The organism is Streptomyces sp. NPDC047315 (assembly GCF_040643215.1).
Lineage (GTDB): Bacteria > Actinomycetota > Actinomycetes > Streptomycetales > Streptomycetaceae > Streptomyces.
This window is the reverse complement of the sequence record NZ_JBEYTZ010000019.1, coordinates 76,215-90,811: the sequence shown is the minus strand read 5'-3', so window position 1 is coordinate 90,811 and position 14,597 is coordinate 76,215. Positions and strand designations below refer to the sequence as shown.

At 70.0% G+C, this 14,597-nt stretch carries 13 protein-coding genes, 1 tRNA gene and 1 pseudogene; 9 read left to right on the top strand and 6 right to left on the bottom strand.

Features of this window, described 5'->3' with window-relative positions; genetic code table 11:
• Positions 1-196: 196 nt before the first annotated feature.
• Positions 197-270, top strand: a tRNA-Gly gene (locus ABZ842_RS22425).
• Positions 271-286: 16 nt separating this feature from the next.
• Here ABZ842_RS22425 and ABZ842_RS22420 read toward each other — a convergent pair.
• Positions 287-826: pseudogene (locus ABZ842_RS22420) on the bottom strand (tyrosine-type recombinase/integrase); the annotation flags it as partial.
• A 459-nt stretch (positions 827-1,285) separates the two neighbouring features.
• Here ABZ842_RS22420 and ABZ842_RS22415 point away from each other — a divergent pair.
• On the top strand, positions 1,286-1,780 hold the full coding sequence (locus ABZ842_RS22415) for a hypothetical protein (RefSeq protein ID WP_361539231.1): 495 nt from the start codon (positions 1,286-1,288) through the stop codon (positions 1,778-1,780).
• 384 nt (positions 1,781-2,164) lie between these two features.
• Here the strand turns inward: ABZ842_RS22415 and ABZ842_RS22410 are convergent, their stop codons facing one another.
• The 4 genes from ABZ842_RS22410 to ABZ842_RS22395 form a co-directional block, all read right to left on the bottom strand.
• Positions 2,165-2,290, bottom strand: a complete 126-nt coding sequence (locus ABZ842_RS22410; RefSeq protein ID WP_361539228.1) for a hypothetical protein — start codon at positions 2,288-2,290, stop codon at positions 2,165-2,167.
• 874 nt (positions 2,291-3,164) lie between these two features.
• Positions 3,165-4,637 carry a carboxylesterase family protein gene (locus ABZ842_RS22405; protein ID WP_361539225.1) on the bottom strand — a complete coding sequence of 491 codons (1,473 nt, stop codon included), beginning with the start codon at positions 4,635-4,637 and terminating at the stop codon, positions 3,165-3,167.
• A gap of 38 nt (positions 4,638-4,675) precedes the next feature.
• Positions 4,676-6,217, bottom strand: a complete 1,542-nt coding sequence (locus ABZ842_RS22400) for an MFS transporter (protein ID WP_361539223.1) — start codon at positions 6,215-6,217, stop codon at positions 4,676-4,678.
• A 317-nt stretch (positions 6,218-6,534) separates the two neighbouring features.
• Complete coding sequence (locus tag ABZ842_RS22395) at positions 6,535-7,707, bottom strand: macrolide family glycosyltransferase (protein WP_361539220.1); 1,173 nt, start codon at positions 7,705-7,707, stop codon at positions 6,535-6,537.
• A gap of 153 nt (positions 7,708-7,860) precedes the next feature.
• Here ABZ842_RS22395 and ABZ842_RS22390 point away from each other — a divergent pair, with 153 nt between their 5' ends.
• From ABZ842_RS22390 to ABZ842_RS22360, 7 genes are all read left to right on the top strand, one after another.
• Positions 7,861-8,097, top strand: a complete 237-nt coding sequence (locus ABZ842_RS22390; RefSeq protein ID WP_361539217.1) for a hypothetical protein — start codon at positions 7,861-7,863, stop codon at positions 8,095-8,097.
• A 334-nt stretch (positions 8,098-8,431) separates the two neighbouring features.
• The gene (locus ABZ842_RS22385) at positions 8,432-8,854 is read left to right on the top strand and encodes a hypothetical protein (protein WP_361539214.1); all 423 of its coding nucleotides are present in this window, start codon (positions 8,432-8,434) and stop codon (positions 8,852-8,854) included.
• Positions 8,855-8,961: 107 nt separating this feature from the next.
• Complete coding sequence (locus ABZ842_RS22380) at positions 8,962-9,618, top strand: CatB-related O-acetyltransferase (protein WP_361539464.1); 657 nt, start codon at positions 8,962-8,964, stop codon at positions 9,616-9,618.
• 41 nt (positions 9,619-9,659) lie between these two features.
• Entirely contained in the window at positions 9,660-10,841 is a 1,182-nt protein-coding gene (locus tag ABZ842_RS22375; RefSeq protein WP_361539461.1) for a macrolide family glycosyltransferase, read from the top strand.
• Between the two features lie 659 nt (positions 10,842-11,500).
• A complete protein-coding gene (locus ABZ842_RS22370) occupies positions 11,501-12,286 on the top strand; it encodes a peptidoglycan-binding protein (RefSeq protein ID WP_361539211.1) in 786 nt (261 codons plus the stop codon).
• On the top strand, positions 12,283-13,203 hold the full coding sequence (locus ABZ842_RS22365) for a DUF2690 domain-containing protein (RefSeq protein ID WP_361539208.1): 921 nt from the start codon (positions 12,283-12,285) through the stop codon (positions 13,201-13,203). Before ABZ842_RS22370 ends, ABZ842_RS22365 begins: the two co-directional genes overlap by 4 nt.
• Before the next feature lie 45 nt (positions 13,204-13,248).
• Positions 13,249-13,617 carry a hypothetical protein gene (locus ABZ842_RS22360; protein WP_361539205.1) on the top strand — a complete coding sequence of 123 codons (369 nt, stop codon included), beginning with the start codon at positions 13,249-13,251 and terminating at the stop codon, positions 13,615-13,617.
• Here the strand turns inward: ABZ842_RS22360 and ABZ842_RS22355 are convergent.
• Entirely contained in the window at positions 13,614-14,558 is a 945-nt protein-coding gene (locus ABZ842_RS22355) for an NAD(P)-binding domain-containing protein (protein ID WP_361539202.1), read from the bottom strand. The genes ABZ842_RS22360 and ABZ842_RS22355 overlap by 4 nt on opposite strands.
• Positions 14,559-14,597: the final 39 nt, after the last annotated feature.

Here is a 14,597-nt window from a genome sequence, read left to right as displayed (position 1 = left end):
TAGGGTATGAACCATCTCCACCGCCGACCGGCACTCCGTCTCCCAAACTACGCCCCAACTCCCTTGCCCCGCAGCCGGGTCCGACGCCGGGCCCGCCGGAACCGGAGCGAAAAGCCCCACGGCGACGTTCGCCGTGGGGCCGGGATGGGGTACAGTGGGCGCTGCGGTTATCGATCATCGAGATCGGTTCCGATGCGCGGGTGTAGTTTAATGGTAGAACATAAGCTTCCCAAGCTTAGAGCGCGAGTTCGATTCTCGTCACCCGCTCCAGAGACGAAAGCCCAGGTCAGGGAGGAAATCCCCAACCTGGGCTTTGTGCTGTTCGGGCTCGTTCAGGAGCCGCGCACCACATCCGCACCACTGGACGCCTGGCCTTGGCCCTGCTGGGCTCGCACCCGGTGCGCGCACCATGAGGTCGTAGAACCGGAAAGCCCGGCATCCCGACCCTGGCCCGGGCTCGTCGCCACTTCCGCCCGAAGGTGGTGCGCCGGAAGGGCTTGCCGCGCTCACCGACGAACAGCAGGCCGCCCCGCTCCTTCTCCGCGTACCAGTCAAGGTGCCGTTGGACGTCCCGTCGCAGGAACTCAGGGAGCACGACCACGCGCACGCCCGCTTCCGACTTGGTGGGCCCGGGCGCGCGTCGACCGTTCATGCGCTCGGGCTCCGCGGTGCGGACCCGGATCGTCAGGGCGTCCAGGTCGACGTCCTTGCGACACAGCCCCGCCTGCTCCTCCGGCCGCATCGGCCCGTAGGCGCCGAGGAAGACCACGAGACGCCAGCGCGGCCCCATCGCGTCCGCGAGGGCGTCCACCTGCGCCACGGTGGCCGTGGTCATCGCCAAGCTACGGCTGGTCCTGAACTGCGCCGAGACCGTCGCCCACGAGATCGAACGCGACCGCCAACGCCCTCACCGGCAGCAGCCGGAGTGAGTTGCGACTTTCTCTACTGGTTCAAGGCGCCCCCGCCGCGCAAGCGCGACGAGCGCGGCCCGGCGCCCGGCCCGCCGCTCCTGTCTCCGCCCCGCTCCGGCCCGGACGCCGGCCTCACGCCACGGCTCGGGTTGACCAGCGGGAGAAACCCTCTTGGGCTGAGCCGGTCGGCTCCACGGCTTTACGCAGCCACCATGGGGCGAGCCTTGAAGATCGGGGCCCACATCGGGCCTTACAGCTTACGGGCCCCGATCTCTCGCCCCATGGCAGCTCCAGCCCAAAGACGCTCCACCGACCAAGTGGCACTTTGCCTAGGAAACACCGGATTCTCATGGCCCCGGTCTTGCCGACCAGGCATGACAAGGCTTGAGTTCGTTGTCATGTTTGCTCAGATAGTGACTCTCATAGGTGTGGTTGTCGGTGCCCTGACATCGTTCCTGGCAGCGACCATGGCCGAGCGTGCCCGGCACCGGCAGGACATGGCTACGCGTTGGGACGAGCGCAAGCTCAACACCTACATCGAGTACGCCTCTTGCGTGAAGGAGATATCCAGCACGGCCAAACGAGCCCGACTGGCTCCGGAAGGAACGGATGACCGGCAGGAGCATCTCGCCGCTATGGAGGCGGCCGAGCTGAGGAGGTCGGTGCTCTTCGAGACCCTCGTTCTCTTGGCGTCCCAAGCAGCGATCGAGGCTGCTCACCAGGTCAACATCGCACTTTGGCAGGAGCTAAAGGCGACCCGTAACAATGACGTTGCCCCCAGGCACGACGGTCTCGTGGATCTGATGAACGCATACCACGAGCAGGCCCGAGCCGATCTGGGTGTTCTTCGCTCCACCTCGCTTGGGTAGACGCAGTGGTGTATTGGCCCGTCCCGAGCAGGGACGGCAGACTCATTCCTGTCCTGCGCGGGCGATCGCCAACCATTTGGCCGTTCGTCATATTGGTGCCCCGGGCGCCACGTCTGGTGAGGTTGGGCTGACCTGGGTGATTTCCGAAGGCGGGAAGTCTGGCTATCTGCCAAGTGAGGGCAACTCCGCTGACACCAACGACTGACACCAACAGGCGTGAACACGAACGGACGGCGGCGGACCCTGGCGGCCACCGACTACTGGTGGGGCACCAATCCACCACACCAGCAGGCACCCTGTTGGCGACCTGACAAGGAAGAGGCCAGGGAGTAAAGGTCCTTCCCTGGCCTCACAGGTCTTTCGGCTCGGCCCTGCGGAGAGTCTTCAGTAGGTGATGATTCTCCAGCGTTCGACCCACAGCAGCCAGTCACCCCCCGTACCGCGTACCTGGACGCGATCGGCCTCCACCTGCCAGGCGGTGCCGTAGCGCGTGGCGTCGGGGAGGTCCACCCTTACAACGTCATAGACCTCCAGGTCATCCTCGACCGGCCGAGACCAGGTGTGCGCACAGTGATCGCAGAGGTACCCGACTACATCGTGCCCCGCAATAGTCATCGGCCTGCCCGGACGGACCGCCTCGATGAAGCACCGAGGGCACGGATCGGCGGTGTGTGCGCCTATTGATCGGGACATCGCTCGATCCTGCTGTACAGCAGCGAAGTACAGCAACCCCGGCAACCGATCCCATCCGGTAGCGTCCCCGGTGGGCCGTAACGTGGCCGGTGCGACCGTTGGCGGACCGATCCGGCTAGAGCTACGGATCAGAAGGGTGCTGCCGTGGCCTACGCACCACGGCCGCACCACAAGCGCACCACATCAGGCGGGAACCAGCGGGGAACCGCGGTGAAAGCGGCCTTGCACGAAGAGGCTGCAACGAGACCGTTCGCGCAGGTCAGCGCCCAGATCAGCCCCAAACGATCGCAGCTTCCCAAGCTTAGAGCGCGAGTTCGATTCTCGTCACCCGCTCCAGAGACGAAGCCCCAGGTGAAGCACCTGGGGCTTGTTTGTTGTCTAGCCCTGCGATGCGGAGAAACTCGCGCCCAGGTCACGGACGCCTGCGACATCGGCATCGCGACCACTACTTCTACGTATGAGGCCAGCAAGGTACCGGTCCTCATTGCGCCGACTCCGGCCGATGGCGTTTCAAGTGTTGAGGCCCCGACAGAAACGCATTCGGCGTCCCGTCCAAGCGGCGAAGGTGGCCCATCACGCTCCCCCATGCGTGGTCGTGCTTGCCCAGGAGCCTGTTCGGCACCCTGAAACCCGCCAGCCTCGGCAGGTTTGTCGCCGCCGGAGCCGGCTGCTGTCGCGTCGGGGCCGGAGGTTACGCCGCGGTCGGGGACCAGAGTTCGCGGTCGCGCCTGCGCGGGTCGTGGACGAGCGGGTTGCCCGCGCCGTTGAGGAGTCTGACGGGGCGGGTGTGGGTGTCGAAGCGGTCCCAGCCGGGGGTGCCGTGGGTGGCGAAGCCGATCCATGCCTGGTGCACGGTGTCGGCGAGTTCCTGCGGGGCGTCGGGTCCGGTCATGCTCCGGTGTGCGGGCAGGTTGTCGAAGACGAAGCCCACTTCCAGTACGTGGCAGGCGCCGAGGTCGTGTGCGGGGGACCGCCAGCCGAACTCGTACATCCAGCACGCGCCGCCGTGGGCTTCGGCGAGCCGGTGCGCGGGGACGCGGTAGAGCCGGTCGGTGTCGAGCACGGTGAGCAGTTCTCCGGGGGACAGCTGCGGGTTCCGTTCGCGGTAGGCGGCGAGCACGTCGTCGGGGACGCCGGTGGCCCGTGCGATCGCCGCGACCATGTCGTCGGTCAGCATCCGCGCGACTCCCGTCGGCATCAGGAACAGCCGGCTCTCTTCGCTGGTGTATCCGGTCAGCAGGGGAACGTCCCGGCCGGCTCCGGCGGCGAGGGCCTCCTGGGGCGGGCGGAGGATCAGGTCGTCGAGTACAGGTTGGAGGGACATGCCGTTGGCGGCCGTCGTCGCACCCCATCGGTCCGGGTCGGGCCAGGTGTTGACCTCGTTCTCGATCGCGCCCTGCACTTCGGCGATCCGGGCCGGGTCCAAGGTGGCGAATCCTTGGGCGGTCGGTTCGACGCCCAGCCGGAAGGCTGCCTCCAGTGTGGTCCGCAGCGCGTCCTCGGGGGCCTGCACCCAGGTTCCCGAGCCGCTTTGCACGACGGCCCGTTGGAAGAGTCCGAGGTCCAGGGAGAGCAGGGTGGCGACGCACCCGCCGCCCGCCGACTGGCCGAAGAGGGTGACGTTGTCCGGGTCTCCGCCGAAGGCGGCGATGTTGTCGCGCACCCACTCAAGGGCGGCTATCTGGTCGCGCAGCCCGCGGTTGGCCGGCGTCTGCGCTCCCGGCAGCAGGGCGAAGCCTTCGAAGCCGAGGCGGTAGTTGACGGTCACGCAGACGACGCCGTCGCGGGCGAAGTTCGTGCCGTCGTAGAGCTCGCAGGCGTTCGACCCGTGTTGGAACGAGCCGCCGTGCAGCCACACCAGCACCGGCCTCCCCTCGCCGCCCGGTGTCCAGACGTTCAGGTTGAGGCACTCGTGGCCGGGGATGTCCGGGGTGGGCATGAGGGTGTCGAACGGCGGGCGTGAGGGCGGGGAGGGCGGGGTCGCACCGAAGGTGACGGCGTCCCGGACACCGTCCCAGGGCTGGGGCGGGCGAGGCGCGGCGAACCGGTCGGGGCCGTAGGGCGCGGCGGCGTAGGGGATGCCGAGGAAGGCTGTGACGCCGGCTGCCCGGGCATCGGGCCGGCCGCGGACCGAGCCGTACGCGGTGCGGACGACGGGGCTCATGCGGGTACCTCCATGACGTGGTGACGGATGGCTGTCGGTCAGCCCAGGTGGACGGGGGGTGCCGGGTCGGCGGCCGTGTCCGTGTGCTGCGGCTTCTTGCTGTTGACGGCGGTCACGACGACGGCCAGGGCCGCCAGGAACATGACGGCCGCGGCGACGAAGGCCCGGGTGTAGCCGTGGGCCAGGGCTTCGCCGGCCTTCGTCACCAGGTCGTGGTCGCGTGCGGCCAGGCCCTGGTGCAGGGCGGTGGCGGCACCGGGCAGTCGGTCGTCGGCCGCCGCTGTGGAGAGCGTCGACATGATCGCGAGGCCGAGGGCTCCACCGACCTGCTGGACGGTGTTCAGCAGGGCCGAGGCGATGCCGCTGTCCTCGTCGCCGACGCCGCTGATCGCGCCGAGCGTCATGGGGACGAAGCACAGCCCCAGGCCGATGGCGATGACGAACGCCGCGGGCAGCACGTCAACGGTGTACGAGGAGTCGGTGTCGAGCCGGGTGAACCACAGCATGCCCACGGCCGCCAGTAGCAGCCCGGGGCCGGCGATCGCCCGCGGTGCGAGCCGGGCGGTCAGACGGGAGCTGACGCCGGCGGCGACGGCCATGCCGACGCTGAACGGCAGGGTGGCGAGGCCGGCCTTGACCGGGCCGTATCCCAGGACGAGTTGGAGGTAGAGGGTCAGGAAGTAGAACATGGCGAACATGCCGCCGCCGACGAACAGCATCGTGGCGTAGCTGCCCGAGCGGCGGCGGTCGCGCAGCAGCCGCAGCGGCATCATCGGGTGCGCGCTGCGGGACTGGACGAGCAGGAAGGCGACCAGCAGCGCGGCCCCGACGGTGCAGGCGAGCAGGGTGAGGTCGTCGCTCCAGCCGTGTTCGCCGCCCCGGGTGATGCCGTAGACCAGCGCGACCAGGCCGCCGGTGCCGGTGATCGCGCCGGGGACGTCCAGGCGCCCGGTGCCGCGTTCGGCCTCGGTGAGCGTCCGGGTTCCGACGAGGATCAGCAGGCCGACGGGGATGTTGACGAAGAAGACCCAGCGCCAGTCGACCGCGTCGGTGAGCACGCCGCCCAGCAGCAGCCCGATCGTGGCGCCCACGCCGCCCATCGCCGCGTACACGCCCATCGCCCTGTTGCGGGCCCTGCCCTGGGGGAACGTGGTGGCGATGAGGGCCAGGGCACTCGGGGCGGCCATGGCCGCCCCGACGCCCTGGAGGACCCGGGCGCCCAGCAGCAGTTCCTCGTTCGGGGCGAGACCGCCGAGGAGTGAGGCGAGGGTGAAGACCGCGATGCCGACCTGGAACACCCGCCGGCGCCCGAACAGGTCGCCGGCGCGTCCGCCGAGCAGCAGCAGACCGCCGAAGGCCAGGGCGTAGGCGTTGACGACCCACGCCAGGTTCGCATCGGTCATGCCCAGGTCGTTCTGGATGCTCGGCAGCGCGATGTTCGTGATCGTGGCGTCTACGACCACCATCAACTGCGCCGCGGCGATCACGAACAACGCCAGCCCGAGGCGCCTGCCGCGCTCGGGCGGGGCATGCCCCGGCGCGGCTCCGGACACGACAGCGGTCGAAACGTCAACAGGCATGGGTCAGCTCCAAGAAGTGACGAGAGGAAGACCTGGCCACGCGCCGCGGAAGAGAAAAGAAGGGCAAACGAGAAAGGGCGCGGGCTTTTCAGGAAAGGAACCATAACAGTCACCTCGCGCCCACTCAGGCCACATTCCGCCGATGTGAAGGTGTGGCCTTTGTCGCGCTTGACGAAGACGGCGCGGGTGTGGGCAATCGGTTGCACGGGAGAACGAAACCCCGCTTGACATTTCCTACGCCACTCGCTCTCGCGAGGAACTCGAAAAAGGATTGCCCACACTCCGCCACTTTCGTCAAGTCCACATAGGGTGGCGGTCTAACACAGATACTTCTCGACCAGGTCCGCGCCGTGTACGGCTCCCCCGCTGTCCCCGATGTGACCGCGCATCCGTTCGAGGTTGGCCCGCACGACCGCGCTGGCGGCGACGCGGGTCACCGTGGACCGCAGGGAGACGGCCGTCGTCTCGGCGAGTGCAAGCTGCTCGCCGAGCCCCAGTTCCGCCAGCCGACGGGCGTTCACGGCTTGCTCTGGCGTGTGGGGGACGGCGACCAGGCCGACCCCGTAGTACAGGCCCTCCATCGTGGAGTTCATCCCGGCGTGCGTGACGAAGGCGTCAGCCTGCCGCAACACCGCGGGCTGGGGGAACCAGGGCCGGGCATCGATGTTGGGGGGAAGCGTCCCCAACACGGCTGGGTCCAGTCCACCCACTGTCATGGCCACCTGCCATGGTCCGCCGGCGAAGGCGTCGACACAGGCCCGGTAGAACTCGGGCCGGCCCGTGAGCACCGAGCCCAACGACACGTAGAGCAAGGGCCTCCCGGAAGCGGACGGCGACCAGGAACCGGCCTCCTCGCGTCGGCCCACCGAGGGGCCGACGAAGTGGAAGCGTCCGTCGAAGGTGTCGCCGGCCGGCTGGAACTCCCGGGGGACAAGAACCAGGTTCAGCCCCTCGACGACGTCCATGTCACGGCCAGGGTCGAACGTGACGCCGTACTCGGCAGAGAACCGCGCGCAGTCAGCGGCGAGTCCACGCATGGTGGGGTGGTCCGGTCCGAGCCCCTTCAGGTAGCAGTCGAGCAGCGAGAAGACGGTGTTCGATGCCAGCGTGGGGACGGACCGCACGGCGGGGACGGCCAGTTGGCGGGAGAGGACCCCGCCGAGCCAGTGCATCGAGTCGTAGCAGACCGCGTCCGGAGGCTCCTCAATGCAGTGCTCCAGCAGGACGGGGTGGGCAACGCGCATTTCGCTGAACAGATGACGCAACCACAGGGCGATGGAGTCTGGACCTATCTCGTCCGGCACCTCGATCGGCTCCACCGAGGGCAACTCCACCCAGCGGGCACCGGCCCTGGAAACCGCCTCGGCATAGGGCGCACTCGTGGCATATTCCACCCGATGGCCCCGCAGCACGAGTTCCTCCACCAGGGGAAGCATGGGATTCACATGTCCGCGACCTGCGAGGGCCGTGAAAAGTAACCTCTTCGACATGCAAGGAATCCTTGCATACCGAGATCAAGGATATCCAACAAGTGCAGAGTTGCTTTCCTCAGAAAAGTGTGGGCATCGATTCCATTCGCCGACGTGGTCGAGTGACCCATCTGGGCCGCACGTCTGCCCCAGCGGGCTGGACATGAAACCAGCGTGCACGAGGTCAACGGCTGCCAGGTGGTCGAGGTCGGCCGATACGGATACCGCTGGCGCGAAAACGACCCCCTCGAAGTCGGCGACCGCGTCCTGCTGCCCGAAAGCTACGTGAGCCGTCTCAAGAACGGCCCGGGCCCCACAGTCGGTGTGGTCAACATGCCCGGCACCACCTACCAAGGCTCCCTGTCCGGCATCGTGGGGCGGGCACCAGCGACCGGCGACAAGGAGGGCTGATGAAGTTCCGTGCCACTACGTGCCAGGGGATTCCCAAGCTCAGAGCGCGAGTTCGATTCTCGTCCCCCGCTCCAAAGATGAAGGCCCCAGGTCGAAGACCGGGGCCTTTCTTGTTGCCCAGATCGCCCGCGCCGGGCTCCGACACCACGGGCCTACCGAGGGTCCGTGGTGCGCTGCAGCGGTGCGCTGGACGGGGCGGGCGGCGTCGGGGGGCGTGGGTTGGCGATGGCGTGTCGCGTGGGCTTCTGGTCCTCGGGTGGGTGCGGGGGCGGTGTCGGTGGCGGTTCTTGGGGAAGGGCAGAGGGGAAGCATCCGTCGACGGAGGGGGCTCGGTATGGACCCGATCACCGCAGCGACGCTTGCCGCGTTGGCCGGTGGGCTCGGTAGTGAGGCCGGGCGGCAGGTGTGGCAGAGCCTCACCGCGATAGTGCGGCGGCCGTTTGGGCGAGGGGCCGGGGAGGGCGGGGCGGCGCAGGTCAGCTCCGGCGAGGTGGAGGTCGCTGCGCTGCAGGGGGACCCCACCGATCCGGTGCGTGCGCAGGCGTTGGCCACGGCGCTCGGCGTGCGGGCGGCTCTGGACGGGGAGTTCCGGGTGTTGTTGGAGGAGTGGCGGCGGCAGGCCGAGCCGGTGGCGGGTGGGGACGTGTACAACAGCATCACCGGTGGCACGCAGACCGGCACCGTGGTGCAGGGCCGGGACTTCACCAGCCTCACCTTCCAAGCGCCGCGCGATCCGGACGCACCCGGCCGGGAGTAGGCGCCCTCGCAGGTGGGGGCGGGGAAAAGCGGTGGGACATCGGTTCGCGGTGTGGTGATCATGGGGCTGGAAACCGAACCCCCACGACGAGGAGCCGCCCCGTGCCCTTGCCCCTGCCGGCCGACCCAACCGTCCTCCACCCCATGCCCGAGCAGCCGCGGGTCGTGTTGCTCAAACCGTTGGTGAAGTCGACCCTGATCGAGGTCGGGGAGTACTCGTACTACGACGACCCGGACGATCCGACCGCGTTCGAGACGCGCAACGTCCTCTACCACTACGGCCCCGAGAAGCTGGTCATCGGCAAGTTCTGTGCGCTGGGCACGGGGACGCGGTTCATCATGAACGGGGCCAACCACCGGATGGACGGGCCATCGACGTTCCCGTTCCCCACCATGGGCGGCTCCTGGGCCGAGCACTTCGACCTGTTGGCCGGGCTGCCGAGCCGCGGGGACACCGTCGTCGGCAACGACGTCTGGTTCGGGCACGGTTCGACCGTCATGCCGGGGGTGCGGATCGGGCACGGGGCGATCATCGGCTCCGGGGCCGTGGTCACCTCCGACGTGCCGGACTACGGGATCGTCGGCGGCAATCCGGCCCGCCTCATCCGTACCCGTTACGACGCGGCGGACGTCGCCCGGCTGCTCGCCGTCGCCTGGTGGGACTGGCCCGCGGAGCTCGTCACCGAGCACGTGCGGACCATCATGTCGGGGAGCATCGACGACCTCGAAGCCGCCGCCCCCACCTCCGACACCCGAAGCGAGTGAACTCAGTGTCCAGCTCGACCCGCCGCCCGGCGCACATCGCCATGGTCGGCATCCCCGCCATCAGCCACGTCCTGCCGAGCCTCGAAGTGATCCGCGAGCTCGTCGGGCGCGGGCACCGGGTGACGTACGCCAACGACCCCGCGGTCGCCGACCTCGTCGCGCAGTCCGGGGCCGAGCTCGTCCCCCTCTCCTCCGGGCTGCCGGTCGCCGACAACGACTGGCCCGAAAACCCGATCGCCGCGGTGGAGCTCTTCCTCGACGACGCGATCCGCACGCTGCCGCAGCTGCGGGCGGCGTACGACGCGGACCCCGCGGACCTGTACCTGTACGACATCGGCGCGTACGCGGCCCGCGCGCTCGCCGAGTCGCAGGGGCGGCCCGTCGTGCAGCTGTCGCCGACGTTCGTGGCGTGGGAGGGGTACGAGGAGGAGATCGCGGCGGCGGTGTGGGCGCTGCCGGGGGCCGATGCGTACCGGGAGAAGTACGCGCGGTGGCTCGCCGGCAGCGGGGCGACCACGACCGACATCGACGTCTTCCAGGGGCGTCCCGCGCGGGCGTTGGCGCTGATCACGCGGGCTCTGCAGCCGAACGCCGAACGCGTCGACCCCGACGTCGTGACCTTCGTCGGACCCTGCTTCGACACCCGCGCGGACATGGACGGCTGGGCCCGGCCGGCGGGCGCGGAGAAGGTCCTGCTGGTGTCGTTGGGGTCGGCGGACACCCGTCATCCGGAGTTCTACCGGCAGTGCGTGGCCGCCTTCGGCGAGCTGCCCGGCTGGCACGTGGTGCTCCAGATCGGCAAGTACACCGACCCGCAGGAGCTCGGGGAGGTCCCGGCCAACGTCGAGGTGCATTCATGGGTGCCGCAGCGGGCGATCCTGGAGCACGCGGACGCGTTCGTCACGCACGCCGGCATGGGCGGCTGCGGCGAGGGGCTGTTGGCGGGGGTGCCGATGATCGCGGTGCCGCGCAACTCCGAGCAGGGCATGAACGCCGATCAGCTCGTGGCGCTGGGCGTGGCGCGCCGCGTCGACCCCGAGGCGGCGACGGCCGAAGCCCTGCGGACGGCTCTTGAGGAGCTGATCGGGGACGAGGAGGTCGCGGGCCGCTCGGCGCGGGCGCGGGCCGCGGCGCGCGCGGAGGGCGGGACTCCGCGAGCCGCGGATCTGATCGAGGACGTGCTGAAGGACACGCTGGAAGGGCGCGCTGCAAGGACAACCTGAGAGGACGCCCTTTGAAAGGACATCCTGAGAGGACGTCTTGAGAGGCGTGGCGAGATGGCGTGCTGAGAAGACGTACTGAAGTGAGTGGCTTGGCCTGAGGCACGGTCACCACGACACACGTGCGACGGTGGCCGGTCCCCTCCCCCGTGGGGGACCAGCCGCCGTACACCCTTCAGCGCCCGCTACGCGGTCACTTGCACTTCGGGCCGTTGCAGATGTCGAACTCGTACGGCTTCCAGCCCTTGTCCGCGTGCCGGGTCAGGCCCCGGCGTCGCACGGCTCGTCGCCTCCTTGCCGCTGCTGTGGACGGTGGCCGCGGACCGCGCCTTCGCGCTTGAGGGGGCGGCGCGGGGTGGGCCGCGCCGCCCGGTGTGCACCACAAACTGTTCCGCGTCACCTCGCAACGCCGCCAGAGCAGCCGGGGAAACCGGGCATCTATGGGACGTACACCGCTCTGACCTGCGGGGACGCCATGTCCCATGGGACGTTGTGGGACGCGGTGGGGCCTTGGGAACGCCCGCGTCGGCTGGCCGGATGGCAGCGACACGCGCGGGCGAGTCGAACCAAGGGCTGTGGGGTCGGCCCCAGAGGGGAGCAAGGTTTACGGGAAAGGGCCGTGGAACCCTGTGAGGCCCAAGCACGCATCGCATGAGGTGGACATGCCGCGTTGGAAATCGCTCCCGTCCGGACTGCCCGAGAAGAGCCGTCAGCTGGTGATCCAGCTCAGGCGGTTGAAAGACCACTCCGGTCTCGGCCTCACCGCACTGGCGGCGAAGACCGGGTACAGCCGCTCTTCCTGGGAGCGGTACCTCAACGGCAAACAGCCTGTGCCCCGCAAGGCCGTCGAGGAGCTGGCCAAGGTGTGCGGGGCCGACCCGACGAAGCTGCTGGTGCTGCACGAGATAGCCGGGCGGGAGGAGTGGCCGGCCGCCGGGGCGGGTGAGCCGGACGCCGATCCCGACGCGGGGCCGACCGCCCCGGACCCGGAGGGCGGGGGCGAGGGCGAGCGCGCCGCCGACCGGCGCCACGTCCCGCTGCGGTACGCACTCCCCGCCGCGCTCGCCGCCGCGGCCCTCGCCTTCGCCGCCGGGTTCCTGGTGGCCGACGGCACCGGCGACGACGGCGGAAGCGCCGGGCGCGGGGCCGCGAAGCCCGTGACGTACGAACCGGGCCGTACGTACGACTGCGACGACGACGGGCGCAAGGACGACGCGGCCTACGCCGGCCACAGCACCACCGCCGACGCGCTGATCGACATCAACGGCAGCGGCCCCCACGTCGTCGAGGCGCAGTGCCAACTGAAGCGGCACGGCTTCGACCCGGGCGTGATCGACGGGCTGTACGGGCCGGGTGCGAAGGCGGCAGTGAAGGAGTTCCAGACGGCGCGCAAGCTGGTTGCCGACGGCATCGTGGGGCCCGACACCTGGGCGGAGCTGCGCAAGTGAGCGACGCGTTGGAGGACGCGGCGGAGCGGCGCGCCGAGGAGTGCGAACGGCTCGCGAGCGAGCTGCGCGCGCTGCGGGCCCGTACGGGCCTGAGCCTGGTGGCGCTCGCCGCGCGCACGCCGTACAGCAAGTCGTCCTGGCAGCGCTATCTGAACGGTACGAAACCGCTGCCGCGCCAGGCCGTGCTGGCGCTGTGCACGCTGGCGGGCGAACCCCCGGGGCGGCTGCTCGCGCTCTGGGAGTTGGCGGACGCGGCGTGGAGCGGCCGGGCGGCGGCGCACGTGGACGCAGAAGCGGACGGGAGCGTGAACGCCGAGGCCGAGCCCGTACGGGACGAGGCGGCGGACGAGGCCGCGGAGACGGCGCTGCGCCGCAGGCGCCGTACCGCCCTGCTCGCCACGGCCGCCGCCCTGACCGTCGCCACCGCGGCGACGGCGCTCGGCGCGTGGTGGCTCGCCGGCGACGGCTCGGAGCGCGGCGCCGGCGACGCCGCCGCCAAGGGCGACACGACGTGGCGCATCGTCGCCCCGCTCCAGCCCAGTTGCACCGGCCCGCAGTGCACGGGCGAGGACCCGGCGCTGATGGGGTGCGGCACGGACGGCGTGATGACCACCATCGGCTCCTTCACCGCCTCCGGCGGCCAACGGCTCCAACTCCGCTACGGCGAGACGTGCCGCACCGTCTGGGCCCGGGCGACCGGCCTCCGCGTCGGCGACCGGGTCGTCCTGACCGTCCCCGACCAACCGGACCAACACGTCGCGGCCCTCGCCCGCCGCGACGCTGACCGCTACCTGGTGACCCCGATGTCCGCGGCGGTCGACCCGTCCGGGGCACGCGCCTGCCTCCTCCCCGAGGGCGGCGGGGCGCAGGAGTGCCTGGGGCGGGAACGGGGGGTGGTGGGGACGCCCGGGTCGTGAAGGCGCGGCGCCCGCCTACTTCGACGGCCCCGGTACGGTGAACGCATGACCGAATCCGACCCGCCGCGGGCCTTCAGCGAACTCCGGGACGTCCACGACTTCCTCGCGGAGGTGCGGAAGCGGCCGGGGATGTGGCTACCGGGGGGTTCGCTCCAGCACCTGGACTTCATGATCATCGGGTACCAGATCGCCTTGCAGGCCCACGGGTTGCAGGAGAAGGACGGCGGCGCCTTCGACTTCGCGAACTTCGGGCCGTTTCCCGAGTGGCTGTGGCCGCGGCTGGGACTGGGGTACCCGAGCGCGTTGCGGTGGGCCGTGGAGATCGAGCGGGCGGCCGAGAAGCAGGGCGTGCCGGCCTTGACGCTCTTCTTCGATCTGCTCGACGAGTACGCGGCCGAGCGCGGCGAAGGCTAGGCGGCCGGGCGGCTGGGTGACTTGAACGCCTCGTACACCGCGAGGTAGTTGCTCTGGCCGTGGCCGAGGGTCACGGCCGCTTGGGCGGTGGCTTGGAGTTGGCGCGGGTGGTCGGCGGGGACGCCCTGTTGTTCGCTGGTGCGGACGATGTGGTCGAGGGCGGTGAGGTTCATCTCCAGGGTGCCGAGGTCGCCGGGGTAGTCGGCGCGGTCCAGGGCGGGGGCGCTCTCGTGCATGGAGGCCGGGGTGACGACCGTGGGCATGAACCAGCCGAGGGCGAGGTCCGCGAAGTCCGCCGCGGAGACGCCGGCGGAGTCGGCCAGGGCGGTGGCGTGGAGCCAGCCGTTCATGGTGGCGTACATCATGCCGAGCAGGGCGGTGTTGTAGATGACCGCGAGGGCGGGGTCGGTGCCGAGGTGGCGGGGGTCGCCGAGGGAGCGGAGGGCCGGGAGGTGTTCGTCGTAGGGGGCGCGCGGGCCGCTGTAGAGGAGGACCGCGCCTTCCTTGCCGACGAGGAACGGCGGCACCATGATCACGCCGTCGAGGTACGCGTATCCCCGCTCGGCCGCCCACGCCGTCGCGTCGCGCGCCTCCTGCGGCGTACCGGAGTTGAGGTTCACGATCACGCTCCCCGGTGCGGCCTCGGCGTCGGCGAGCGCGTCGTACATCGCGTCGTAGTCCTTGAGGCAGACAAGGACGAGCGGGGCCGCGGCCACCGCGTCCGCGGCGGTTTCGGCGCGGTGGGCGCCGCGGGCCACGACCGCGTCCGCCTTCGCCCGGGTGCGGTTCCAGACGGTGAGCCGATGGCCGCGCTCCAGCAGGACGTCGGCGAGCGCGACGCCCATCGGTCCGAGTCCGAGCAGGGAAACAGGGGCGGGGGAAGTCGGGGTGGGCGAAGTGGAGGCGGGGGAAATGGGGTTCGGGCGCTGCGTTGTTGTCATGCGTCGGACGCTAGAGCCTCACATCGGTGTGAAGGTCAA

Excerpts from the sequence above, each read along its gene's own strand:
- ABZ842_RS22415 (WP_361539231.1), top strand. The coding sequence starts at position 1,286 with ATGACAAGGCTTGAGTTCGTTGTCATGTTTGCTCAGATAGTGACTCTC.
- ABZ842_RS22405 (WP_361539225.1), bottom strand. The coding sequence starts at position 4,637 with ATGAGCCCCGTCGTCCGCACCGCGTACGGCTCGGTCCGCGGCCGGCCC.
- ABZ842_RS22400 (WP_361539223.1), bottom strand. The coding sequence starts at position 6,217 with ATGCCTGTTGACGTTTCGACCGCTGTCGTGTCCGGAGCCGCGCCGGGG.
- ABZ842_RS22395 (WP_361539220.1), bottom strand. The coding sequence starts at position 7,707 with ATGTCGAAGAGGTTACTTTTCACGGCCCTCGCAGGTCGCGGACATGTG.
- ABZ842_RS22385 (WP_361539214.1), top strand. The coding sequence starts at position 8,432 with ATGGACCCGATCACCGCAGCGACGCTTGCCGCGTTGGCCGGTGGGCTC.
- ABZ842_RS22375 (WP_361539461.1), top strand. The coding sequence starts at position 9,660 with ATGGTCGGCATCCCCGCCATCAGCCACGTCCTGCCGAGCCTCGAAGTG.
- ABZ842_RS22370 (WP_361539211.1), top strand. The coding sequence starts at position 11,501 with ATGCCGCGTTGGAAATCGCTCCCGTCCGGACTGCCCGAGAAGAGCCGT.
- ABZ842_RS22360 (WP_361539205.1), top strand. The coding sequence starts at position 13,249 with ATGACCGAATCCGACCCGCCGCGGGCCTTCAGCGAACTCCGGGACGTC.
- ABZ842_RS22355 (WP_361539202.1), bottom strand. The coding sequence starts at position 14,558 with ATGACAACAACGCAGCGCCCGAACCCCATTTCCCCCGCCTCCACTTCG.